At 66.1% G+C, this 24772-nt stretch carries 21 protein-coding genes; 13 read left to right on the forward strand and 8 right to left on the reverse strand.

Annotation, left to right across the window (positions count from 1 at the left end; all coding sequences use genetic code 11):
• Positions 1–1674 (reverse strand): gamma-glutamyltransferase, encoded by a 1674-nt coding sequence (gene ggt, locus QX073_RS12975; protein WP_316203705.1) that lies wholly within the window; start codon positions 1672–1674, stop codon positions 1–3.
• Positions 1675–1890: 216 nt separating this feature from the next.
• On the opposite strand from ggt, the gene QX073_RS12980 reads away from it, so the two are divergent.
• Together QX073_RS12980 and QX073_RS12985 are read left to right on the forward strand one after the other, a co-directional pair.
• Complete coding sequence (locus QX073_RS12980) at positions 1891–3384, forward strand: amidohydrolase family protein (RefSeq protein WP_315752635.1); 1494 nt, start codon at positions 1891–1893, stop codon at positions 3382–3384.
• Complete coding sequence (locus tag QX073_RS12985) at positions 3381–4310, forward strand: GTP-binding protein (protein ID WP_315826046.1); 930 nt, start codon at positions 3381–3383, stop codon at positions 4308–4310. The genes QX073_RS12980 and QX073_RS12985 overlap by 4 nt, the downstream gene beginning before the upstream one ends.
• 16 nt (positions 4311–4326) lie before the next feature.
• Here QX073_RS12985 and QX073_RS12990 read toward each other — a convergent pair whose 3' ends face one another.
• On the reverse strand, positions 4327–5463 hold the full coding sequence (locus tag QX073_RS12990) for a GGDEF domain-containing protein (protein WP_315713953.1): 1137 nt from the start codon (positions 5461–5463) through the stop codon (positions 4327–4329).
• A 93-nt stretch (positions 5464–5556) separates the two neighbouring features.
• A complete protein-coding gene (locus QX073_RS12995) occupies positions 5557–6627 on the reverse strand; it encodes a J domain-containing protein (RefSeq protein ID WP_315713954.1) in 1071 nt (356 codons plus the stop codon).
• A 491-nt stretch (positions 6628–7118) separates the two neighbouring features.
• Between QX073_RS12995 and QX073_RS13000 the strand changes: the two genes are divergently transcribed.
• The 4 genes from QX073_RS13000 (at position 7119) to QX073_RS13020 (ending at position 13419) form a co-directional block, all read left to right on the forward strand.
• Positions 7119–7994, forward strand: a complete 876-nt coding sequence (locus QX073_RS13000; RefSeq protein ID WP_316165739.1) for a dihydrodipicolinate synthase family protein — start codon at positions 7119–7121, stop codon at positions 7992–7994.
• A 277-nt stretch (positions 7995–8271) separates the two neighbouring features.
• Positions 8272–10611, forward strand: coding sequence for a xanthine dehydrogenase family protein molybdopterin-binding subunit (locus QX073_RS13005; RefSeq protein WP_316194786.1), 2340 nt, complete (start codon positions 8272–8274; stop codon positions 10609–10611).
• A 419-nt stretch (positions 10612–11030) separates the two neighbouring features.
• The gene (locus QX073_RS13015) at positions 11031–12059 is read left to right on the forward strand and encodes a linear amide C-N hydrolase (protein WP_316194785.1); all 1029 of its coding nucleotides are present in this window, start codon (positions 11031–11033) and stop codon (positions 12057–12059) included.
• 241 nt (positions 12060–12300) lie between these two features.
• Positions 12301–13419 (forward strand): amidinotransferase, encoded by a 1119-nt coding sequence (locus QX073_RS13020; protein ID WP_316225853.1) that lies wholly within the window; start codon positions 12301–12303, stop codon positions 13417–13419.
• 12 nt (positions 13420–13431) lie between these two features.
• Here QX073_RS13020 and QX073_RS13025 read toward each other — a convergent pair whose 3' ends face one another.
• The 3 genes from QX073_RS13025 to QX073_RS13035 all read right to left on the reverse strand — a co-directional run bounded on the left by QX073_RS13025 (position 13432) and on the right by QX073_RS13035 (position 16025).
• Positions 13432–13749, reverse strand: a complete 318-nt coding sequence (locus QX073_RS13025) for a multidrug efflux SMR transporter (RefSeq protein WP_315713960.1) — start codon at positions 13747–13749, stop codon at positions 13432–13434.
• Between the two features lie 211 nt (positions 13750–13960).
• Complete coding sequence (locus tag QX073_RS13030) at positions 13961–15385, reverse strand: sensor histidine kinase (protein ID WP_316225854.1); 1425 nt, start codon at positions 15383–15385, stop codon at positions 13961–13963.
• Entirely contained in the window at positions 15360–16025 is a 666-nt protein-coding gene (locus QX073_RS13035) for a response regulator transcription factor (RefSeq protein WP_315713962.1), read from the reverse strand. Before QX073_RS13035 ends, QX073_RS13030 begins: the two co-directional genes overlap by 26 nt.
• 119 nt (positions 16026–16144) lie before the next feature.
• Here QX073_RS13035 and QX073_RS13040 point away from each other — a divergent pair, with 119 nt between their 5' ends.
• From QX073_RS13040 to QX073_RS13065, 6 genes are all read left to right on the forward strand, one after another.
• Entirely contained in the window at positions 16145–16924 is a 780-nt protein-coding gene (locus QX073_RS13040) for an ABC transporter ATP-binding protein (protein WP_315713963.1), read from the forward strand.
• Between the two features lie 16 nt (positions 16925–16940).
• Positions 16941–17807, forward strand: coding sequence for an ABC transporter permease (locus QX073_RS13045; RefSeq protein WP_316169448.1), 867 nt, complete (start codon positions 16941–16943; stop codon positions 17805–17807).
• Between the two features lie 40 nt (positions 17808–17847).
• A complete protein-coding gene (locus QX073_RS13050; RefSeq protein WP_315713965.1) occupies positions 17848–18864 on the forward strand; it encodes an ABC transporter substrate-binding protein in 1017 nt (338 codons plus the stop codon).
• A 290-nt stretch (positions 18865–19154) separates the two neighbouring features.
• The gene (locus QX073_RS13055) at positions 19155–19766 is read left to right on the forward strand and encodes a LemA family protein (RefSeq protein ID WP_315713966.1); all 612 of its coding nucleotides are present in this window, start codon (positions 19155–19157) and stop codon (positions 19764–19766) included.
• Positions 19767–19781: 15 nt separating this feature from the next.
• Positions 19782–20684: a YgcG family protein gene (locus QX073_RS13060; RefSeq protein ID WP_315713967.1), complete on the forward strand. Its 903-nt coding sequence runs from the start codon at positions 19782–19784 to the stop codon at positions 20682–20684.
• Between the two features lie 17 nt (positions 20685–20701).
• Positions 20702–21199, forward strand: coding sequence for a TPM domain-containing protein (locus QX073_RS13065; RefSeq protein WP_315713968.1), 498 nt, complete (start codon positions 20702–20704; stop codon positions 21197–21199).
• A 120-nt stretch (positions 21200–21319) separates the two neighbouring features.
• Here the strand turns inward: QX073_RS13065 and QX073_RS13070 are convergent, their stop codons facing one another.
• The gene (locus QX073_RS13070; protein ID WP_315826052.1) at positions 21320–22288 is read right to left on the reverse strand and encodes a YafY family protein; all 969 of its coding nucleotides are present in this window, start codon (positions 22286–22288) and stop codon (positions 21320–21322) included.
• Positions 22289–22374: 86 nt separating this feature from the next.
• Here QX073_RS13070 and QX073_RS13075 point away from each other — a divergent pair, with 86 nt between their 5' ends.
• Positions 22375–23019: a glutathione S-transferase family protein gene (locus tag QX073_RS13075; RefSeq protein WP_316225855.1), complete on the forward strand. Its 645-nt coding sequence runs from the start codon at positions 22375–22377 to the stop codon at positions 23017–23019.
• A 117-nt stretch (positions 23020–23136) separates the two neighbouring features.
• On the opposite strand, the gene QX073_RS13080 is transcribed toward QX073_RS13075, so the two are convergent.
• Positions 23137–23997, reverse strand: a complete 861-nt coding sequence (locus tag QX073_RS13080) for a hypothetical protein (RefSeq protein ID WP_315826053.1) — start codon at positions 23995–23997, stop codon at positions 23137–23139.
• Positions 23998–24772: the final 775 nt, after the last annotated feature.

A 24772-nucleotide genomic window follows, 5' to 3' on the forward strand; every position in this document is an offset into this window, starting at 1 on the left:
TCACGCGATGGCGAAGCGAAGCCCGGCGCGGGCGCGCCCGCCGGAGATCGCGATCGGGGTGCCGTCGGCGCGCCAGCACGCGGCTCCTGTCAGCGTGCCGTCGTCGCCGAACGCGATCGCGTTCATGCCGCCGGCCACGACCGGCTCGCGCTTGATCTCGTGCCCGCGTGCGGCGAGCTCCCGCGCCACATGGTCGGGAAACGCCGGCTCGAGCTCGAGCACGCCGCCCTGCGTCCAGAGCCGCGGCGCCTCGACGGCCTCCTGCAGCGACATGCCGTGGTCGATCAGGTTGACCAGCGCCTGGAAGGCCGAGGGAAAGATGCGCAGGCCGCCGGGAAGGCCGAGCGCATAGCGCAAGCGGCCGTCGCGAAGCGCCATCATCGGCGCCATCGAGGTGAAGACGCGCTTGCCCGGCTGGATCGACAGCGCGCGGCCCGGATGCGGATCGAAATTGTACATGTAGTTGTTGGCGGTCATGCCGGTGCCCGGGATCTGTACGCAGGCGCCGAACAGGCCGTTGATGGTCTGGGTCGCCGCGACGACGTTGCCCTCGGCATCGGCGACCGTGACATGGGTGGTGTTGGCGGACTCCGTCGGCGCAAGGCCCGGGCCGAAGCTCCGGGCCCGGCTCATGTCGATCTGCGCCCGCCGCTGCGCGGCATAGGCCTTCGACGTCAGCCGCTCGACCGGCACGTCGACGAAAGCGGGATCGGCGGTGGCGACCGCCCGGTCGGCAAAGGCGATCTTCAAGGCTTCGGCAAGCACGTGCACGCCATCGGCCGAACCGAAGCCGAGCCCGCCGACGTCGAAGCCCTCGAGGATGTTCAGCATCTGCACGATGTGCACGCCGCTGGAGGAGGGCGGCGGCGGGCCGATGATCTCATGGCCGCGATAGTGGCCGCGGATCGGCGCGCGTTCGATCACCTTGTAGGCGGCGAGGTCGCTCGCATCGATCAGCCCGCCATTGTCGGCCATGTAGTCGGCCAGCGCGATCCCGAGCGGCCCGCCATAGAGAGCGTCCGGTCCTTGCTCCGCGATCAGCCGCAGCGATGCCGCATAGTCGGTCTGGATCACGCGCGTGCCTGGACTGACGGGCTCGCCGCCCGGCACGAACAGCGTCGACAGATGCGGATCGCGCGCGAGGTCGTCCGCGACCAGCCGCACGCAATCGTTGAGATAGGGACTGGCGATGAAGCCGTGCTCAGCGAGCCGGATCGCCGGCGCCATCACTTCGGCCAGCGGCAGCCGGCCGAAGCGCGACAGGGCCTCGCACCATCCCTTCAGCGCGCCGGGCACGGCGACCGCGAGCGCGCCTGCGACGTTGCGGCGGCCGCGGGTCTCGCGCGCCAGCGTGATCTCGTCGGAGACCGGATCATACATTCCTGGCGTGGCGCGCCGCGGCGCGGTGCTCAATCCGTCGAGCACGATGTGCCGTCCATCCGCAAGGCGGATGTGCGACAGCCCGCCGCCGAGAATGCCGACCATCATCGGCTCGACCACCGTCAGCGCGAACAGTGCGGCGACCGCGGCATCGATCGCGTTGCCGTCACGCATCAGCATCTCGGCACCGGCGCTGGAGGCGAGCGGATGATTGGTCACCACCATGCCGCGCGAGCCCGTCGCCGGCTGCTTCTCGCAGGTGAAGTCGGCGATGCGCCGTGTGTGCGAAGCCATTCGGGTCTCCTCTGTCGAACGGCGGATGCCGAGAGGTCGTTCTTCGCAATCCTGACCGATCCCTTGCGCAAGGGGAAGAGCGGCGCCCCAGTTCGACGAACTGATAAGTGCGCCACGCATGGCTCGGAGAGCATCGATCTCTCCCGCCGCGTTCTCATCGCCGCGCATCTGTGTTAGGCCTGCGCGCAGTTCCACTTCGCGAGCCCAGCTGATTTCATGCCTCACTACGATCTGATCATTCGCGGCGGTCGCGTGCTCGACCCGGAAACGAAGCTCGACGCCACGGCCGATGTCGCCATCAAGGATGACGCGATCGCTGCCGTGGGCGATGTCGGCGGGTCCGCCGATCAGGTGGTCGATGCGGCCGGCCTTGCCGTCGTGCCCGGCTTCATCGATCTGCACGCCCATGGCCAGTCGCTGCCGGCCGACCGCATGCAGGCCTTCGACGGCGTCACCACGACGCTGGAGCTCGAGATCGGCGTGATGCCGGTGGCGCGCTGGTATGATGAGCAGGCGGCGATCGGCCGCCTTCTGAATTACGGCGCAGCGTCGGGCTGGGTGTTCGCGCGGATCGCGACGATGACGACGCAGCAGACCGCGTCCAACATCGCCGGCATGGGCGAGGCGATGCGCGACAAGCGTTGGGTCGAGGAGGTCGCCACGGCTGCCGAGACCGCCGAGATCGTCGAGCGCACGCGGCAGGGTCTGGAGCAGGGCGGTCTCGGCATTGCCTTCCCGAACGCCTACGCGCCCGGCACCGGCATGAAGGAGCTGTCGGAGCTGTGCAGCCTGGCGGCCAAGCATGACGTGCCGACCTACACGCACATCGCCTATATGTCGAACGTCGATCCGCGCAGCTCGGTCGATGCCTACACGCGGCTGATCGGGCTGGCCGGCTCGACCGGCGCCCACATGCACATCTGCCATTTCAACAGCACCAGCCTGCAGGATGTCGAGCGCTGCGCCGAGCTGGTGCAGACCGCGCAGAAGCAAGGCCTGAAGGTCACGACCGAAGCCTATCCCTACGGCACCGGCTCGACCGTGGTCGGCGCCGGCTTCTTCGCCGATCCCGCGTTCTGCCAGCGCATGGGCACCGGCTATGACGCAATCGAGATGGTCGCCGAGCGCCATCGGCTCGGCAGCCGCGACGAATTGCTCGCGCGGCAGCAGGACGATCCCGGCGCATTGGTGCTGATCCATTTCCTCGATGTCGCCGTCAACCAGCGCCACCGCGACCTGCTCGATGTCTCCGTGCTGTTTCCGGGCGGCGCCATCGCCTCCGATGCGATGCCGTGGATCCTGTCCAACGGCACGGACTACACCGGCGACGCCTGGCCGCTGCCGGATGACGCGGTGTCGCATCCGCGCTCATCGGCGACGTTCACGAAATTCCTGCGCGAATGGGTGCTGGACCGCAAGGCGGTGCCGCTGATGGAGGGCCTCGCCAAGTGCACGCTGATCCCGGCCCGGATTCTGGAACCGTCGACGCCCGCGATGCGCAAGAAGGGACGGCTGCAGGCCGGCTGCGACGCCGACATCGCCGTGCTCGATCTCGCCAGCCTGCGCGACCGCGCCGACTTCCTCAACATGAACCGGCCGTCCGAGGGCGTACGGCATCTGCTCGTCAATGGCCGCGCCGTCATCACCGATGGCGAGCTCGTTCGCGACGTCCGGCCGGGGCAGGCGGTACGCCGTCCGGTCCTGTCATGATCGTCCCGGTCCTGCTGGTCGCCGGATCGCTCGGTGCCGGCAAGACGACCCTGCTCAATCATCTGCTCGCCAATCCGGACGGACGGCGCATCGCCGCTGTTGTCAACGACTTCGGCGCGGTCGATATCGACGCGCAATTGCTCGGCACCGTCACCGAGGAGGTGATCAGCCTCAAGAACGGCTGCATTTGCTGCTCGCTGCAGGGCGACCTGCTGCGCACGCTGTCCTCCGTCATCAAGCGCGATCCGGCACCCGACGCGATTGCGATCGAGACATCGGGCATTTCCGATCCCGCCGAAATCATTCGCAGCCTGATGGATCCCGTGATCTTCAAGGTGGCGCCGCTCGAGACGGTCGTCACCTTGGTCGACCCGCAGCGGCTGCGCGATGACCCCGAGATCGAACAGGATGTGCTGTGGCGCTCGCAGTTGCGGGCCGCGGATTTCGTGCTGCTGACCAAGGCCGATCTGCTCGACCGCGCCGCGCTCGATGCGGCCCGCGCCGTCGTCGGCGGCACCAAGCCGCAATCGGCGATCTTCGAGATCGCGCATGGCGTCGTCGCGCCGGACCTGCTGTTCAGCCGCGACATTCGCGCGCCGCGAGAGCTGCCCAAGCAGGTGCCGACGATGTCGCAACCTTTCGCAACCCTCACCTGGACCTCCCGTGCTCCGCTGTCGCTGGCCCGCTTCCAGCAGGTGATCGGAAAGCTCGCGCCGCGCACCCTGCGCATCAAGGGCATCCTGCTGTTCACCGACCATCCGGGACAGCCGATCCTGTTTCAGTCGGTGGCGACGCGCGGCACCTTGGCGCCGTCGCCGGTGTCGCCCGCCGATGGCCTCACGGCCCAGCTCGTGCTGATCGGACTCGAAGGTGAGCTCGACGCCGGCGAGATCGACGCGCTGCTGCACGAGGTGATCGTCGCCTGAGATCGAAGGCCGCGCGTCAGCCCGCCTGCCGCAATGCGCCGTCCGCGGCCTCGGCCCAGGTACAGCAGCCGCCCCCGGCGCGCTTGGCGGCATAGAGCGCGCTGTCGACCTGGCGCAGCACCTCGTCCATGGACTCGTCCGTGAGCGGCCGGTCGTTCACCAGCAGGCCGGCGCTGGCGCCGATCACCACGGGGATGTCGGACAGCAGGAATGGCATCGACAGCGAGCGGATTGCTTCGCGCGCCAGCGCCAGCGCCTCGTCGCGTCCGTCCGCGCCGCCCGTCACCGGCTTCAGCAGCATGAACTCATCGCCGCCGAAGCGCGCGGCGAGACCGCCCTGGCCGACACAGCTCGACAGCCGGGCTGCGACCTGACGCAGCAGGTCGTCGCCGGCGTGGTGGCCATGGCGGTCGTTGACGGGCTTGAAGCCGTCGAGATCGATGGCAATGATCGCGACAGTCCGGGTCGTGCGTTCGAGCGCAGCCAGGAAGGCCGCCCGGTTGGGCAGGTCGGTCAGGAAATCATGGTTGGCCTGGCGGGCCAGCGCGTGCTTGGCCTCGAGCCGCTCGATGAACGCGGTGCTGAGATGGCGCGAGGCTTCGCGGATCGAGAACCAGAACAGCACCAGCAGGACGGCCCCGAGCTGATAGGGCAGCTCCGGGCGCATCAATCCGGCGATGAGCGTCGGGGCGAGCAGCACGGCGGTTGTCGTCAGCACGACCCACGGGCGGATCGCCGCGCGCGACACCATGCCGACGCAATAGGACATCGACAGGCCGAAGGCGATCCATGCGCCCGGAGCATCGTTGAGCTGGAACGCGCGGAAGGTGAGAGCGCCAAGCGCAAGGCCGAAGGCGGCGGCGCCCGCGGCGTAGACTTTCTCCCAGAGGATCACGTCGCGATCGGACAGGCGTCCCGCATATTGTTTGTAGCGCAGCAGGCTGACCACGCGACCGATGGCGTTGACGATGATCGCGAACGTGATCGCGATGTAGCCGGGATCGCCGTGCAGGACCGCAAGCGTGACCGAGCCGGTGATGGCGGCCGCGTTGATCGACATGACCTGCGGCAGAGACGTGTACAGCAGATCGACGAGCTCGCGCCGGATCGCCGGGTTCGGATGGATGAATCTGGAAAGCAGCCCATGTCCCATGGGAACACCATGGGACACCTTTCCTAACAGTTGATGGGCGCGAACGATTCGCGCGACGAAGGTTCGGAGTTACCTTAAATCTTCGTCAATCGCTCAGGGGGCGCGGCTGGGGTCGGTGGTTGGATAGACCGGCGTCGCCGTCGACATCCGCGAGGGCATCGGCGCCGCCGCCGCCACTTTCGGCGCCTCTGCCTTCGGCGTCTCCGCCTTGATGTCGGACTTTGGCGGCTCGAGCTTCAGCGGCCGCAGCGGCTGACGCTTCGCCATCGCGTCGAGTACGGCGCGGTTCGTCTTCTCGATGCGCTTTGCGGCCGCAACGTCGGCAAAGGCGCGGTCGAACTTGCGCATGCGATAGAACACGATGCCGCGGTCGATATAGGCCTCATGGTAGCGGGGATCGAGCTGGATCGCCGCGTCGAGATCGGCCAGCGCCGCCGCGAAGTCGCCCTTCTGGAACGCGGCCATGCCGCGATCGTGATGGGCCTGGGCCTCGTTCGAAGCCGTACCCCCGGCGAGCATTGCATCCGCCGTGCATGGCGCGGTCGCGCCTGCCGCGCAGGGCGCACGCTCCTGCTCGGCAGAATAGACCGTGTCGATCTTGCTGACGCGTAGCGGAAGCGGATCGGCGGATACCGAGGCATTGCTGCCCGATGCGCTGCCGACCGTTGCGCTGGCAGCCGTCTCGCCGCCGGAATTCGCGGCCGCATCGCCGGCCGTCGCCGCCTCAGTGGCGCTATCGATCGGTTTGGCGGGAACCTCGTTCGGCTTGACCTTGTTGGTCGCAACCACGATCGGCTTGAGCGGCGCGACGGAAGCCGACGACATGTGGGTGAACAGCAGGTAGCCGGTTAGCGCCACGGCGGACGCACCGGCCAGCGCCATCACGCCGGACGCAACCTTGTGGACCTTGGCGACGACGGCCAGCTTGGAATCCTGCTGATGCTCGTCCTGCGCGGCGCCGAGCAGCCGGTCATAGGCCGTGCGCTGCTCCTTGTCGCCGAGAATGTCGTTGGCGCGGATGATCTGTCGAAACCGCAGCGCGGCATCCGGATCGCCGGGATTGACGTCGGGGTGGCTCTCTTTGACCGCTTTGCGGAAGGCCGCCCGGATATCGTCAGCGTCATCGTCCGGAAGAGCTCCGAGTAAATCGTAAAGCGTCTTCATCGTCGTTCTCGCTGCAGGCTTCCCTCGTCTCCGATCGAAATTCCTACGGCGAATTTACGCTGGAGCACTCGTACTAACTCTTTCCGCTTCGCATGATGGTTGGTCAATCCGGCGGAAAAATGACTGAAAATGGCGAAGTTCGTAGCCATTTTTGCCGTGTTTGAGGTCATCGCGCTCGTCCTTCTTCGCCACGGTGCGCGCAATCCCAGATTGAATCGCTGCCCTCTGACCGCCTCCGCCGCGGGACATGCACCTATGGTGAAGAGAAAGTTTGAAGCCGGATTTAACGTGAGCTGATTGGCAGCTCGGTTTGCGGCAACACCCCGCATTCCATCGCGGCAGTGTGGCGCTGCTACACACCGGCTCTTGTCCGCTGGTGTCAGGTCCCTGAGGCAGATGTCGCTGCGGGCAACAGGCCGGGCCTGAGAAGGGCGCCTCCCGCTTCGGCGGCCGCCTTGCGGAACCAGCGACCCGGCCGCTATACCGGCCGCATGACTGAATTTCATGGTGTCTTTCCCTACCTGGCCTCGCCGATCGGCGCGGATGGAACGATCCGTACGGAGGTGCTGGGGCGTCTTTGCGACGATCTGATCCTTGCCGGTGTGCACGGCCTGACGCCGCTCGGCTCCACCGGCGAGTTCGCCTATCTCGATCGTGCCCAGCGCATGACCGTCGTGGAGACGACCATCGATGCCGCCCAGGGCCGCGTTCCCGTGATCGCAGGCGTGGCCTCGACTGCGATCGCTGACGCGGTGGCGCAGGCCAAGGCTTACCAGAAGCGCGGCGCAAACGGCATCCTGGCGGTGCTCGAAGCCTACTTCCCGGTCAACGACGCCGGCATCGAGGCGTATTTCCGGGCGATTGCCGATGCCGTCGACGTTCCCGTCGTCATCTACACCAATCCCCAGTTCCAGCGTTCCGACCTGTCGCTCGACGTCATCGCGAGCCTCGCCGAGCATCCGCGCATCAACTACATCAAGGACGCTTCGACCAACACCGGCCGGCTGTTGTCGATCATCAATCGCTGCGGCGACGCCATCAAGGTGTTCGCGGCGTCCTCACACATTCCGGCCGCGGTGATGCTGATCGGCGGCAAGGGCTGGATGGCCGGGCCGGCCTGCATCATCCCGCGCCAGAGCGTCGAGCTCTACAATCTCTGCAAGGCGTCGTGCTGGGACGATGCGATGCTGCTGCAGAAGAAGCTGTGGCGCGTCAACGAGGCCTTCGCCCGCTTCAACCTCGCGGCCTGCATCAAGGCCGGCCTGTCGATCCAGGGCTACGACGTCGGCGATCCCGTGCCGCCGCAGGCCCCGCTCTCGCCCGAGCAGCGCAAGGTCGTCGAAGAGGTACTGCGCAGCCTGGGGTGAGCTAGCCCCGGCTTTGGCCCCCGCTCTCTCCTCATCGTCATTCCGGGGCAGCCCAAGGGCTGAGCCCGGAATCCATACTCCGCGACCTCTCGGGTGGGCAGACCGGGAGACATCGAGCCTCCAAACTACCGGTCGTGGTTATGGATTCCGGGCTCGCGCTGCGCGCGCCCCGGAATGACGGTTCGTCATGACGCATCAGCTTAAACACGTGTTGGCCACCGCAACGCCGATCCGCTAAGACCCTGCCAAATTCATTGAACTGACCAAGGACTGACGAATGAACATTCTTCCCAACAATATGCGGTTTGGTGCGGGGCAGCCCCTCAAGCGTCTGGAGGATCAGCGGCTGCTGACCGGGAAGGGGCAGTTCATCGACGACAAGGCGGAGGACGGCGCGCTGTGGCTCTACGTGCTGCGCTCCCCGCATGCGCATGCCAGGATCCTGTCGATCGACACCGCCGCTGCCCGCGAGATCGCGGGCGTGCAGGCGATTTACACCGGCGCGGACCTCGTCGCTGACGATGTCGGCACCATTCCGACCCTGGCAATCTTCAAGCGTCCCGACGGCAAGCCGATGACGGTGCCGCCGCGCCGCCTGCTTGCCCATGAGATTGTCCGCTTCACCGGCGAGGCGGTCGCCGCCGTGGTCGCGACCTCGCGCACGGTCGCGCAGGAGGCCGCGGAAGCGATCGTCGTCGATTACGAGGTGCTGCCGGCGGTGACCGATCCGGTGAAGGCGATCGAGCCCGGCGCGCCCGTGGTCTGGGCCGAGGCGCCCGACAACGTCGTCGCCGCGATGAGCTATGGCGATGCCGCCAAGGTCGAGGCGGCGTTCGCCGGCGCTGCGCACAAGGTCTCGCTCGACATCACCAGCCAGCGCCTGGTGCCCTCGGCGATGGAGCCGCGCTCGACCATCGCCGAGATCGAGAAGAAGACCGGCCGGCTGCTGCTGCACGTGCAGTCGCAGACCCCGGCCTCGACCCGCGACGTGCTGGCGGAAGCCGTGCTGAAGCGCCCGAAGGAGAGCGTGCGCGTGCTGGTCGGCGACATCGGCGGTGGCTTCGGCCAGAAGACCAACCTCTATCCTGAGGACGGCATCGTCGCCTATGCCGCCACCAAGCTTAACAAGAAGATCCGCTGGCGCGCCGAGCGCACCGACGAGTTCGTCGGCGGCACGCATGGCCGCGACCTCACCTCCACCGCCGAGTTCGCTTTGGACGCCAAGGGCAGGGTGCTGGCCTATCGCGTGCGCTCGATCGGCGCCACCGGCGCCTATTCGTCGGGCGCGGCCAACATCATCCCGCTGGTGCTCGGGCCATTCGTGCAGACCGGCGTCTATGATCTGCCGCTGGTGCATTTCGAGATCAAGACCGTGATGACGCATACGGCGCCGGTCGGCGCCTATCGCGGTGCCGGACGCCCCGAGGCGGTGTTCATCGTCGAGCGGCTGTTCGATGCGGCCGCGCGCCAGATCGGGATCGATCCGCGCGCCATCCGCAAGACCAACTACATCAAGCCGGCGCAGCTCCCCTACACCAACGCCGTCGGCCAGGTGTATGATTCCGGTGCCTTTGCCCACATGCTGGAGCGCGCGTCCAAGCTTGCCGATTGGGACGGCTTCAACGCGCGCAAGCGCGAGGCGAAGAAGCGCGGCATGCTCTACGGCCGCGGCCTGACCAGCTATATCGAATGGACCGGCGGCCGCGCCCACACCGAGAAGGTGTCGCTGCACGCGACCTCCGAGGGCCGCGTCATCCTGCATTCCGGCACCATGGCGATGGGGCAGGGCCTGCAGACCACCTATACGCAGATGATCTCCGACACGCTCGGCATTCCGCTGGACAAGATCGACGTCGTGCAGGGCGACACCGATCTCGCCACCGGCTTCGGCAGCGTCGGCTCGCGCTCGCTGTTCGTCGGCGGCACGGCGGTGGCGGTGTCGTCGAACGACCTGATTGCGAAGGCGCGGGAAAAGGCGTCGAACCTGCTGGAGACCGCGGTCGAGGACATCGAGTATCGCGACGGCTTCCTCACCGTCGTCGGCACCGACCGCCGCATCAGCCTGTTCGACATCGCCGGGAAGGAGCAGGGCGCCAAGCTGTCGGTCGACAGCGAGGGCGAGGTCGACGGTCCGAGCTGGCCGAACGGCACCCATATCTGCGAGGTCGAGATCGATCCGGAGACCGGCGTCAGCCGCGTGGTGCGCTACACCACCGTCGACGACGTCGGCGTCGCGGTCAATCCGATGCTGGTGGCGGGCCAGATCCATGGCGGCGTCGCCCAGGGCATCGGCCAGGCGCTGTACGAGAACGTCGCCTACGATGCCGACGGCCAGCTCCTGACCGCCACCTATCAGGACTACTGCATCCCGCGCGCCGACGACGTGCCGCCGATCGTGGTCACTCTCGACGATTCCGCGCCGTGCAAGACCAACCCGCTGGGCGCCAAGGGCTGCGGCGAATCCGGCGCCATCGGCGGCCCGCCCTGCGTCACCAACGGCGTGATGGACGCGCTGTTCGAGCTCGGGATCACCAACCTGCAGACGCCGCTGACGCCGGAGAAGGTGTGGGCGGCGATCTCCGAGGCGAAGGCGGCAAAGGTCAAAGCGTCGGCCTGAGCGAGCGCGCGGGACGCTTCCGCGCCGGACGTGCTCCTGTTGCGTCGCTCAACGCGCCGATCTGCGCCGAGCTGTTCGGTGACGAGGGCGGCGAGGGTTACACCCGCATCTGGTCGCGCCCCTGCATGCGCAGCGGCGACTGATCTTGCTGCGTCATAGCCCGCCATTCCGGGCCAGCCCGTCAGGGCTGAATCCGGAATCTCGAGATTTTCGGTGCAATTGTGCATCTGAGGGGACGATGCTGTCGGATCGCCCCGCCGCGCCCGGCAAGACAACGATCTCATGCGAATCGTCGCGGCGCCGCGACCGACGATGATTGACCCAGATCAAGGTCGCCGACTCGCACTCGCCTCTAGATTGTATTGAACACAACGAGGAGCCTGACCATGCGGCGGTGTGCGGGCGTGATGAGCGGGGCGATGGCTTTGGCAATCGTCGCGTTTGGATCATCTCTGGCGGACGCGTGTTCGCGCGTCCTCTGGGCCGATAATGGTCAGGCCGTTGTCACCGGGCGCAACATGGATTGGCCCGAAGACATGCGCACCGATCTCTGGGCCTTTCCGCGCGGCCTTGCGCGCAAAGGCGAGAGCGGCGACGACAACGAACTGAGCTGGACGTCGAAATACGGCAGCGTCGGCGGGGCGGTTTATAATCTGGCGATCGCCGACGGCATGAATGAAAAAGGTCTTGTCGCCAACCTGCTGTGGCTCTCCGAGAGCGATTACGGAAAGCGCGATCTCAAGCGCCCCGGCCTCGCGCTGTCGCTATGGGCGCAATACAACCTCGACAACTTTGCCACCGTTGCCGAGGCGGTGGCCGACATCGAAACCGGTCGCTATCAACTCATCGCCGCCGGCATGCCCGGATACGCGACGGCGACCGTGCATCTGTCGCTTTCGGACGCGACGGGCGATTCGGCGATCATCGAGATCGTCGATGGCGGCAAGGTGCGCGTTCATCACGACCGCCGCTATCTGGTCATGACGAACTCGCCGCCCTTCCCCGAGCAGCTCGCCAATCTGAAAAAATACCACGTCTTTGGCGGCACCGAAGCGCTGCCGGGGACGAGCGAAGCGGCCGACCGCTTCGTCCGCGCCGCCTATTACATCCAGAACCAGACCAAGCCGTCGGACACTCGCCAGACCGTGGCCCGCATGTTGTCCGTCATGCGCAACGTGGCGCAGCCTTTCGTGCGGCCGGACCCGAAGCGACCGGAGGCGTCGCATACGATCTGGTGCGCCGTCGCCGACTCGACCGACCGGCTCTATTTCTTCGAATCGACCCTCAGCCCGAACATCGTCTGGGTCAACTTGCCGCTGTTGGACCTTTCCGTCGGCGCTCCGATCCGCAAGCTCGACCTGTCCGGGGCGGACAGGGATCTGGTCGGCGAGGTGAGCAGCCAGTTCAAGCCGGCCGCGCCGCTGGAATTCAAGAAAGGCGGCTCCTGACAGGGCAGAGCCCTACGGACAGATACAACGTCATCTTTATATCCGCGTTGTGGCGCTCGCACGCCGCGCGACATGACTGCGGAGCGCTCGCCGTGAAGCCCTGCCACCGCACTGGGCTGGAAGCGCCGCGCCGTTTGTTAAGGACGGATTGTGGTGCATTGCTGCACTGAGGCTATGCGCCGGCGATGCTACCGCATTAGAGTATTCGTGCCACATCTGCACCTCTTGCTTTGGTCATGCCATGATCACGCACGACAGCGGCCCGGATGCCGACCGCAAGGTAAGGATTTCTCCGGTCAACTCGCACAATGAGTGGGATCCACTCGAGGAAGTGATTGTCGGAAGGCTCGAAGGCGCGACGATTCCATCCGCTCATCCGGTCGTCGCCTGTAACATTCCGGGAATGGCTGCACGGGCGCAAGCGCTGCTCGGGGGCTTTCGCTATCCAAGGATGATGATTGAACCGGCTCAGCGCGAGCTCGATGGCTTTATTGCGCTGTTGCAGTCGCTTGGCGTGGTGGTCACCCGGCCGGAACCGGTTGATTTCAAGAAGCGCTTCAGCACGCCCGAATGGTCTTCGCGCGGTTTTTGCAACTCCTGCCCGCGCGATAGCATGCTGGTGATCGGAGACGAAATCATTGAAACGCCTATGGCGTGGCCCAGCCGCTATTTCGAGACCCATTCCTTTCGTCCGGTCCTGAAGGACTATTTCCGTCGCGGCGCCCGCTGGACTGCCGCGCCACGGCCGCAACTCACGGACGAACTGTATAACGCCGATTTCAGACGGCCCGAAAACGGTGAGCCGATGTCATATATTCTGACTGAATTCGAACCGGTGTTCGACGCTGCCGATTTCGTCCGCTGCGGGCGCGATCTGTTTGTAACCCTCAGCAATGTCACCAATGCATCCGGCATCGAATGGCTGCGCCGCCATCTCGGCGACGGCTATCGCATCCACGAGATCGAGAGCCGCTGTCGTAGCCCGATGCACATCGACACGACCATTTTGCCGCTGGGGCCGGGCAGGCTTCTGATCAATCCCGAATACATCGACGTCAGCCGCCTCCCGGACATACTGAAGAAATGGGACATTCTCGTCGCTCCCGAGCCTGATCCGATCACCGATCGCTTGCTCAATATCACGTCGCTCTGCGGAAAATGGCTCAACATGAATGTACTGATGGTGGACGAAAAGCGCATCATCGTTGATCCGCATCATGTGCGAACGATGCGTGCGATCGAGCAATGGGGTTTCGAGCCGATCCCCTGCGAATTCCTGCATTACGCCGCATTTGGCGGAGCATTCCATTGCGCGACACTCGACATCAGGCGGCGCGGGACGCTCGAGAGCTATTTTTGAGGATTGGCACGCCTATCCGGACTCGAGGCGCAGTCCGACGATGCCAAGTACAATGAGACCAATCGAGGCGAGCCGGGTCGCGGTCGTCGGCTCGTCGAACAGATAGATTCCGAAAAGAGTGGCGACGGCGATGCTCGCGCCGGTCCACGCGGCGTAGGCGGTGCCCATCGGGATCGTCTTCACGGCGAGGCCAAGACAACCGACGCTGGCGCCCATAAAACCCACGGTGACCAGGATCGACGGCAGGCGCGAGAGACCTTCGGAATATTTGAGAGCGATCAGCCAACCCACCTCGCAAAGGCTGCCAATGAATAAGATCACCCAGGCCATGAGAGGTTCTCCCAAAAGATGGGCTTAACGATCCTCGACGGAGTTCGTGTCAGAATTCCACGGTCTCGCTATTCTGCCAACTCATTCCGCCAAGCCTTTACACTTTGCAAGTGCACGCTGGAAGGCTCCCGGCCTTCCCTGCGCCCTCTCGATCTTCGAAAGGGCATGTCGATCGCAAGACCCGGGCGTGATCCGCTGCGGGACGACGAGGTCATGTCTGCTGCTGTTTGAGCTGTGAATCTGGACGTGCATCGACTGCCGTCGACCGATCCACCGGCAGCTCCAGTCGCACACTGAAGTCGCCTGCCACTCCGCTGAACCGCAGACGGCCGCCATGGGCCTGCGCGACCTCGCTCGCAATGGCGAGGCCGAGGCCTGAGCCGTGGGAGCCGTCGCCCTTCTGGAACGGGGTCAGCAGGCGTTGCTGCGCGTCGGCTGCGATCCCAGGTCCGTCGTCCCAGACGACGATCGCGACATGTGCCGCCGCTCGCTCCACCGTCACCATCAGCCGGGTCCGCGCGCCATGCGCCAGCGCGTTGTGAATGAGATTGGCAAGCGCCTCGCGCAGGCTGATGGCGTCGGCGGCGAGCATCACCTCGTCCTCCGATGGCACGAAGCTGACGGAGACCTCGCGATCGAGAGAGAGCGGCACGCTCTGCGACAGCACCGATTTCGCCAGCGCGTTGATATCGACCGCGGCGAAGCGCGGTGCTTGGGCGCGGTGCTGGATCATGGCGTGATCGAGCAGTTGGCTGGTGAGGCGGGCGAGATCCGCGATGCGGCCGCGCAGCCTGTCGAGCGCCCTCGGGTCCTTGGTCTGATCGCTCAGCAGCTCGACCTCGGCATCGATCGCCGCCAGCGGCGTGCGCAGCTGGTGGGTGGCGTCGGCGATGAAGCGCTGCATCAGCGCGATGCGCTCGGCGAGGCGCTGCATGAAGCCGTCGATCGCGCCGACCAGCGCGCGCACCTCGCGCGGCGGCGTGATCGCGATCGGGCTGAGATCGTCCGGCCGTCGCTTGACGATCTCGGCCTCGATCCGCGTCAGCGGCGCGAACACCAGCCGCAGGCAGAGCGCAGTCGCCACCAGCGCCAGCAGGCTCATCGCAGCGATCAGGCCGATCGCCTTGGAGGCGAGATCCCAGGTCAGCGCGTCGCGGGCGCGCAGGGTCTGCGCCAGCACGATCTCGCTCCAGCCGTCGCCGGGCGCGCCGTCGAGCTTGCGCGCCACGGCCGCGATGCGCACCGCCTGGTCGCGATAGATGCCGTCTCGCAGGACGACGCCCTCACGCAGCGCCCTGGCGGGCGCGGTGACGGCGAGATCGTCATAGCCGGCGACGACGACGCCGCGCGGATCGGTGACGCGATAGAACACGAGGTCATAGGCCGACAATGTCGCAAACGCCGCCGCCGGCGGATCCAGCGTCACGACGCCACCCTGCATGTAGATGTTCTCGGCGATCTGCACGGCGCCGCCGGCGAGCAGCTTGTCATAGGCGTCGCGCGCGGCGGTGGCTGCATATTGCCAGGCGGCGAGGCTCAGCACGACGGCGCCGACGGCCAGGATCGCGCCGATCGCGATCAGCAGCCGCGCGCGCAGCGAGGTCCTGAGGTCACGAAGCGTGGAGCTGATAGCCAAGGCCGCGCTCGGTCTTGATCTCGACGGATGTCGCCGCCAGCTTGCGCCTGAGACGCGCGACGAACTGCTCGACGGCGTTGGGGCTCGGATCCTGGTCGAAGCTGAAGAGCTGCTCGACCAGCTCCTCCTTGGCGACGTAACGCCCAGGGCGTGCGGCGAGGATTTCCAGCACGGTCAGCTCGCGCCGCGTCAGGTCCAGCGGTTGGCCGGCGACGCTGGCGGTGCGCCCGGCGCGGTCGATCACCAGCGGCCCCAGGGTCAGCAGATTGTCGGACTGGCCGGCGGCCCGGCGCAGCAGCGCCCGCGCCCGCGCCTCCAGCTCGCGATAGTCGAACGGCTTGATCAGGTAGTCGTCGGCGCCGAGGTCGAGCGCGCCGATCCGGTCGTCGACCGCCGAGCGCGCGGTCAGCACCAGCACCGGCGTGCGCAGGCCGCGCTTGCGCAGGTGCTTGAGCACGGCAAAGCCGTCCATGTTCGGCAGCATCACGTCGAGCACGATAAGGTCATAGGTCTGCACCTCGATCAGCTCGCTCGCGGTGCGGCCGTCCTTTTCCCAGTCGACGGCGTAGCCGATCCGCTCGAACCGGCTGGTCACGGCGGCGCCGATCTCGGGCGTGTCTTCCACCAGCAGGATGCGCAAGGTCTTGTTGTCCGCCTCGGAGTCAGGTTCGCGTCAGTCTCCTCCTTTATCACCTCGAATAAGGGCGCCGAAGTGCACCGAGCGAAATTTCGCATTGCAATATAAAGGAGGGGAGGACGATGACCGTCCATCAATCGCCATCTCAGTTCGAGCCGCTGCTCTCGGTCGAGGGCGTGACGCTCCAGTACAAGACGCCGGACACCTTGGTCACGGCGACCTACCGCGTCGACTTCAAGGTCTTCGATTCCGACCGTTTCGTGCTGCTCGGCCCCTCCGGCTGCGGCAAATCCACGCTTCTCAAGGCGATCGGCGGTTATCTGAAGCCGACCGAGGGCCGCATCCGCCTCAAGGGCCACGATGTCAGCGAGCCCGGTCCGGACCGCATGATGGTATTCCAGGAATTCGACCAGCTGCTGCCGTGGAAGACGGTGCGCGAGAACGTCGTGTTCGCGCTGACCGCCAGCGGCCGGCTCGGCACCGCGGAAGCCAACGAGCGGGCCAAGTCCTATATCGACAAGGTCGGCCTCACCAAGTTCATCGACTCCTATCCGCATATGCTCTCCGGCGGCATGAAGCAGCGGGTCGCGATCGCCAGGGGCATGGCGATGGAGCCCGACGTGCTCTTGATGGACGAGCCGTTCGCCGCCTTGGACGCGCTGACCCGGCGCAAGATGCAGGACGAGCTGCTGCAGCTCTGGCAGGACACCCGCTTCACCGTGCTGTTCGTGACGCATTCGATCGAGGAGGCGATCAAGATCGGCTCCCGCATCCTGCTGCTGTCGCCGCATCCCGGCCGCGTCCGCGCCGAGCTCAACAGCGTGCCGCCGGGTACGATGGGCTCGCCCGAACAGGTCGCCCTCGAAGGGCGCATCAACGACATGCTGTTCGGCCAACACTGAGACGAGGAGAGCATCCATGAGCGAGACGCTGGCGCTGCGCCCCGAAATCGTCAATGCAGACACGCCCCTCGGCGACGTCAAGGTCGAGGCGAGCCTGTCCTGGCTGGAACGCATCTACCACGTCGGTGCGGTCCGCAAGGCCATCATCCTGGTGGCGTTGGCCGCGCTGTGGCAGGCCTATGGCCTGTGGCTCGGCAATCCCCTGCTGTTTCCGACCTTCACCGACACGCTCTCAGCCTTCTTCGAGAACATCGGCAACGGCATCATCCCTGCGCGCACCCTCGTGTCGCTGGAGACGCTGCTGATCGGCTACGGCATCGGCATCGCGCTGGCGGCCGTGCTGACCACGATCGCGATCGGCTCGCGGATCGGCGCCGACATGCTGGAGGCGCTGACCTCGATGTTCAATCCGCTGCCGGCGATCGCATTGCTGCCGCTGGCGCTGATCTGGTTCGGCCTCGGCAAGGGCAGCATCATCTTCGTGCTGGTGCATTCGGTGTTGTGGGCGATCGCGCTCAACACCCATTCCGGCTTCCGCTCGGTGTCGAACACCTTGCGCATGGTCGGCCTGAACTACGGCCTGCGCGGGTTGAAGCTGGTGCGCTTCATCCTGATCCCCGCCGCATTTCCGGCCATCCTCACCGGCCTGAAGGTGGGCTGGGCCTTCGCCTGGCGCACCCTGATCGCGGCCGAGCTGGTGTTCGGCGTATCCTCGGGTTCCGGCGGCCTCGGCTGGTTCATCTTCGAGAACCGCAACCAGTTGGAGACGGCCAACGTCTTCGCCGGCCTGTTCACCGTGATCTTCATCGGCCTCGTCGTCGAGAACGTCGTGTTCGCGACCATCGAGCGCAAGACGGTGCGGCGCTGGGGCATGCAGCACTGAATTTCGAGTTATAAGCACAACAACAGGGAAGGAGACGACCATGTCCTGGAGCAAATCATTCACGGCCGCCGCGCTCGGCCTCACCGCGCTGCTCGGCGCCACCGGCGCTTCGCAGGCCGAGGTCAAGGAGATCAGGCTCTCCAAGGGCTACGGCATCCTCTATCTGCCGCTGATCGTGATGGAGGATCAGAAGCTGATGGAGAAGCAGGCGGAGAAGGCCGGGCTCGGTCCGTTCAAGGTGAACTGGCAGATGCTCGACGGCGGCAACATCATCAACGACGCGATGATGGCCGGCTCGCTCGACATCGCCGGCACCGGCGCGCCCGGCTTCATCACGCTGTGGGCCAAGGCCAAGGGCATTCCGGCGGTGGAGGTGGTCGGCGTCAGCGGCCTCAGCTCGACCTCGCTGTGGATGAACACCAACAATCCTGAGATCAAGTCGCTGAAGGATTTCAAGCCGAGCGACAAGATCGCCCTGCCGGGCATCAAGACCTCGCTTTCGGCGGTCATGCTGCAGATGATGGCGGCGCAGGAGTTCGGCAAGGAGAACTACGCCAAGCTCGATCCGATGACCGTCGGCCTGCCGCATCCGGAGGCGCTGGCGGCGCTCACCTCGGGCAAGACCGAGATCACGGCGCATTTCACCTCGCCGCCGTTCTCCTACATCGAGCTGAAGGATTCGAAGATTCGCCGCGTTGCCAATTCCGCCGACGTGCTCGGACGGATGACGATGGACGTGGTGTTCGCGCCCAAGCGCTTCGTCGACGCCAATCCCAAGGTCGTGCAGGCGTTCCTCGATGCGCTCGACGAGGCCTGCACGCTGATCGCCAACGACAAGGCTGCCGCAGCCGAGATCTATGCCCGCACCGCCAAGGTGAAGACCACCAAGGAGGACGTGCTGGAGATGCTGCAGGACAAGGACACCTGGTTCTCGTCGACGCCGGAGGGCGTGCTGAAGATCGCCGAGTTCATGCACGGCGTCGGCTCGATCAAGGTCAAGCCGGCGAGCTGGCAGGACATGTTCGTGACCCAGCTACGCGACCGCAAGGGCAGTTGAGCGTAAGCGCCTATGGTGTCGTCCGGGGCGCGCGGATGCCCCGGAATGCCGGAGTGTGTGGTTGGCGCAGGCCCATTCATCCAGCCGCGAGTCCCGCTGCAAAGACGACATTGCCTCTCTCCGCCGGTCATTCCGCGCGAATGACCCGCATCCGCGGCAGACCCGGAACCTCCCTGAACCGACGCACCGGCCGCCGCGACCCATGTCCGGCGGCCGGCTGCCGTCATTGCGCCGTCGCCAAAGCTGTGCTGTGTGAAGGCGGTACAACCGGATGAAGAGGGGGACGCGCGATGCGGAGATTGCTGACCGTGCTGGCGGCACTGATGACGCTGAGCCTGACCAATTGCGGCTACAACGCCATCCAGACCAATGACGAGCAGGTCAAGGCGGCTTGGTCCGAGGTCGTCAACCAGTATCAACGCCGCGCCGACCTCGTGCCCAACCTGGTCAACAGCGTGAAGGGCTTTGCCCAGCAGGAGAAGGACGTGCTGCTCGGCGTCACCAACGCCCGCGCCAAGGTCGGCAGCGTGCAGGCCACGCCCGACGTCGTCAACGATCCCGCGGCGCTGCAGAAGTTCCAGGCGGCGCAGAGCGAACTGACCGGAGCATTGTCGCGGCTGCTGGTCGTCACCGAGAATTACCCCCAGCTCAAATCGGACGCGCTGTTCCGCGACCTGATGTCCCAGCTCGAAGGCACCGAGAACCGCATCACGGTGGCGCGCAACCGCTACATCAAGGCGGTGCAGGAGTACAACGTCGGCATCCGCACCTTCCCGAACAACCTGACCGCGATGGTCTTCGGCTACAAGGAAAAGGCCAACTTCACCGTCGAGAACGAGCGCGAGATATCGGTCGCGCCGAAGGTCGATTTCAACGCGCCGTCGCCTGCTCCGTCGAAATAGCCGGAGCAGGGAATCGTGCGCGCGCTGCCCGTCCTCAAGGCGCTGCTTGCGACGCTGTTGGTCTGCCTCGCGACGATCGTGCTGGCGGACGTCGCGGTGCCGCAGCTCACCGGCCGCGTCGTCGACCAGACCGGCACGCTGTCCTCCTCGGACATCGCAGGCCTCACGCAGAAGCTGAAGGACCTGGAAACCCGCAAGGGGAGCCAGGTCGCGGTGCTGATCGTGCCGACGACGCAGCCGGAGACCATCGAGCAGTTTTCGCTCCGCGTCGCCGAGGCCTGGAAGATCGGGCGCAAGAAGGTCGACGACGGCGCGCTGCTGGTGATCGCCAAGAACGACCGCAAGCTGCGCATCGAGGTCGGCTACGGCCTCGAAGGCAGCCTCACCGACGTCACCGCGCGGCGCATCATCGACGAGGTCATCACGCCAAGATTTCGCAGCGGCGATTTCGCCGGCGGCATCGACGCCGGCGTCGACCGCATCATCGGCGTGATCAATGGCGAGAGTCTGCCGGTGCCGCAGCCGCAGGCCTCGCACGGCACGGATCTTGATATCGACACCATCTCCTCGTTCGCACCTGTCGCCTTCTTCGGTGCGATCTTTATTGGTGGCGTGCTGCGGGCCTTGTTCGGGCGGCTGCTGGGTTCGCTTGCGACCGGCGGCGCGCTGGGGATTCTGACCTGGGTGCTCGTGGGATCGATCACGCTTGCGCTGCTGTCCAGCGTGGCCGGCATCGTCATTGCCTTCATCGCCGGCGGCTTGTCCTCGTCGATGCCGACGTCGGGCGGGCGCCGCGGCAGCGGCTGGTCGAGCGGCTCGTCATCCGGCGGCTGGAGCAGCGGCAGCTCGAGCGACAGCGGCAGCTTCTCGGGCGGCGGCGGCAGTTTTGGTGGCGGCGGCGCCTCGGGCAACTGGTGAGGACGAGGCGCGCGACCATGAGCATCAGGCGGATCGGCCGGCATCTCCTGCATCATCACTGGCAGCTGAAGCGCATCTTCACGCCGGCTGTGCTGGCACGCATCGAGCAGGCGATCAAGGACGGCGAGCGCACCCATGCCGGCCAGCTTCGCTTCGTCGTCGAGGGCGCGCTCGACGGCCGGCCGTTGTGGCGCGACCAGCCGCCGCGCGAGCGCGCGCTGGACATCTTTTCCAACCTGCGGATCTGGGACACCGCGCACAACAATGGCGTCCTGATCTACCTGCTCTTGGCCGATCGCGACGTCGAGATCATCGCCGATCGCGGCATTCATCGACATGTCGGCGCCGAAGGCTGGGAGACGATCTGCCGCGCGATGGAAGCGGAGTTTCGCGCAGGCCGCTTTGAGCGGGGCGTGGTCGATGGCATTGCCGCGGTGTCACGCGAGCTCGCCAGGCACTACCCGCCGCATGCCGGCGATCCCAACGAGCTGCCCGACACACCAGTGGTGCTTTAGCTCCGATCATACGGGTCGCGCTCACTTGCCGGTCGCGCTCATCCTGGCTGGACGTGAGCGCGCACCCCTCTCGCCAATGACACGGATGGAAAATACGTCCGCAACTCACGCCGTCGCAGCTCATGCGCCGTAGCGTTCCGCCATCGCCCGCGCCAGCTCGGCCATTTTCGCACGCAGCTCGGGCGGGTCGAGCACCTCGGCCTCGGGCCCGAAGCGCAGCAGCTCGCCGGCGGCATGCCACAGCGTCGTTCCGATCGGGATCGTCACGATGCGCCAGCCATCGGCATCGGTGTCGTCGGCGAGGCGCGTGCGGGCGCGCACGTAAGGCTGGCTCCACACCTCCAGCAGCTTCACACCGAGCGCTGACAGGCGCACCGTCGCCTGCTTCGGATGCAGCTCCGCCTCCAGCCGCTCCGTCGCGGCGCGCCAATAGGCGGCGAGGTCAAAGTCTGCAGGTCGCGCGAAGCACTCGTCGGTCACGGCACAGTCGAGAATGCGCGCGACGCGATAGGTGCGCACGCTGCGCTCGACCTGCCCGGCGAGATACCAATTGCCGCCCTTCAGCACGAGGCCGAGCGGCGCGACGCGGCGGCGCTTCTCGGCGCGCCAGGTCTGATAGCGGACGTCGACCATGACGTCGCGGAGCAGGGCGTCGGCAATGGCGCGCAGATGCGTCGGCTCCTCGGACTCGCCGAACCAGCCAGGCGCGTCGAGATGGAAGCGCGCCTGCATGCGGCCGGCATTGGCGCGCAGGCTTTGCGGCAGTGCCGCCACCAGCTTGGTCTGCGCCGCGCTCATCGCGCCATCGAGCCCGAGCGCGGCGGCGGGGCCCGGCAGGCCCGCCATGAACAGTGCGTCGGTTTCCGTCGGCGACAGCCCGTTCAGCCGCACGCGATAGCCGTCGAGCAGGCGGAATCCGCCTTCGGCGCCGCGCTCGGCATAGACCGGGATGCCCGCCGCGGCGAGCGCGTCGATGTCGCGATAGATCGTGCGCACCGAGACCTCGCAGGCGCCTGCGAGTTCGGGCGCCGTGACCTGTCCCTTGGCCTGCAAGGTGGTGAGGATGGAGAGCAGCCGGCTCGCGCGCATGCCCTTCTTTAAACATACCTGACACACCTTGTCAGGTATGGTGTGCGACAAGCCAGCACCGCAGCCGGCAATGGGAGGACACCATCATGACCGCCGACGACAAGATCACGCTGTATTACTCGCCGCAGACCCGCGCCGCCGGCACCCGCGTCCTGCTCGAGGAGCTGGGCGCGCCCTACGATCTGCATGTCCTCAACATGAAGGCGGGCGAGCAGCGCAAGCCGGAGTTCCTGGCCGTCAATCCGCTCGGCAAGGTGCCGACGATCGGACATCGCGGCCAGATCGTGACCGAGCAGGTCGCGATCTTCATCTATCTCGCCGATCTGTTTCCGCAAGCGGGCCTGACGCCGGCGCTCGACGATGCCCTGCGCGGGCCCTATCTGCGCTGGATCGCCTATTACGGTGCGTCGTTCGAGCCCGCCGTGATCGACCATTTCATGAAGCGCGAACCGGCCCCGATCACGCAGTCACCCTATGCCGACTACGATACGATGCTGGGCGCGCTGGAGCAGCAGCTCGCCAAGGGGCCGTATCTCCTCGGCGAGCGCATGACCGCCGCCGACGTGTTGTGGGGCGTCGCCTTCAACTGGACCATGATGTTCGGCGTCGTGCCGCGCAAGGACGTGTTCGCGCGTTACGCCGAGCGCATCACCCAGCGTCCGGCGTTCCAGCGCGTCACCGCCGCGGATGCCGAGATGGCGGCCCAGCACGCGGCCGCCACCGGCGTTTGAGCGCCAGCATTGACGCAATCGAGCGAGGTCCCGCCGGCAACGGGACCTCACTGATGTGATTGCACGTTGTCCGGCAGGCGCAGCTCGCCAAATGCCGGGTTTCCCGCGGCGGCGTCGCTAGTTCAGGCTGATCCCCGTGAGCGGCGTGCCGTCGACGCCGTTGTTGCTGATTGCGTTGTTCTTGAAGGACGAGACGGAGCCGCCGCCGGTCTGGACGACGCCGTTGGAATTGCCCTGGATGACGGAATTTCCCAACGTCACGATGGCGCCGCTGCCGCTCGCCAGAACGCCGGTGTTGTTGAACTCGGAGGTCAGCCGGTCGAGAAACACGCCCATCCCCGGCTTTCCGGCCGGGACCGTGGCGGATATCCCGGCATTGCCATTTTCGATGGCCTTGGTGTTCGAGACGAGCACGCTGATCGCGCTGCTCGAATTCGCGGTCGAGACCGTGACGCCGAACGCGGACGCCTTGAGCGAGGAGTCCGCGATCACCACCTGGGCCGCACCGGTCGGCGCGACCGAGATCGCGCTTTGCGAGAAGTTCTCGAAGGTACAGTTCTCGACGACGAGCTTTCGGCCGGCCAGGAAATTGACGCCATTGAGGCCGAGGGTCGTGCCGGCGCCGTTGATGCTCAAATTGCGCAGGATGATGACGTCGTTGGCGCCGGCATTCACGTTGATGCCGTTGGTCGCCGATGCCAGGATCGAGGCCATCGTCCCCCCGCCGTCGATCGTGATCGATTTGGTGATCGTGACGGCGCCGTAGCCGCCGGGATCGAGCACGTCGATCTCACCGCCCGCGGCGGTCTTCGAGATCGCTCCGGCGAAGGTCTTGCAGGGCGCCGTGCGGCTGCACGGGTTGACGTCGTCGCCGACGCCGGACACCCAGGTCCGCGTCGCCTGCGCGTGAGCCTCTGGCGAGGCAAGGATCAAAAACGCGGCGCACAAAAATCCGATCGAAGAAATGAGCTTTCGCATGAGCGCTCCCCTTGAAATGCTGGAAATGAAAAATAGCCCGAACGCAGAGTATTAGTCTACGAAAGCAACCAGAGCGTTCATCGAAAACGGCGGGCTGCACGGGACATTATGCAATCGGTGGTTGCCGCTTCGGCCGGAGGTGATTTCGCTGACGGTTCATGCCTTCCATCTGTCGATTGCATTGCAGGACTACAACATTCGCGAGCCTGCAGTCGCCCATCGCCCACCCACCCGACGGGCAATTCCGGCAATCCGTCCATGCGCCAACTGCCCGTCGAGCCAGTTTGTCGCATGTGTGCCGCCTTGCAGCGTCGGGCAAATCACGACGATGATCCCGGCCATCCCGTTCGCGATGAGGAGGGGCGGCTCGGCCGATCGTCACGAGGCGTAGCAGCGGGGAGCGGTGGCCGTATCAGGCTTGGGGCTCTGCGCGAGCGGGCCGGCGAGCAAGCGAGGTACGGACGGTCAAGTCGTAGGGTCCTGGCATCCCGACGCCGATGCCAAGTTCGCATGCAGGCTTCGCCTCGTGCGGATGACGGTGACCAGAAAGCCCGGCGCACCGGGGAGACTACGAAGCAGCCGTAACACCATCGCGCAGGGAAGGCCGGGTCGCTCCGGCTGAACCTGTGGTTCCTGCCCCGTGCAATCTTTCCGCACGGGGGCCACGGGTGCCAGTCGGCACCCGGCCTTCCCTGCGCCCTCCGACTGACGAGGAGGGAATGATCGGCAAAGCTCGGGCGCAATCGCGCCGCGAGAGCGGCTCCGTTTGACGCCG

Origin of the sequence: Bradyrhizobium sp. SZCCHNS3052 (genome assembly GCF_032484495.1) — a bacterium.
GTDB lineage: Bacteria > Pseudomonadota > Alphaproteobacteria > Rhizobiales > Xanthobacteraceae > Bradyrhizobium.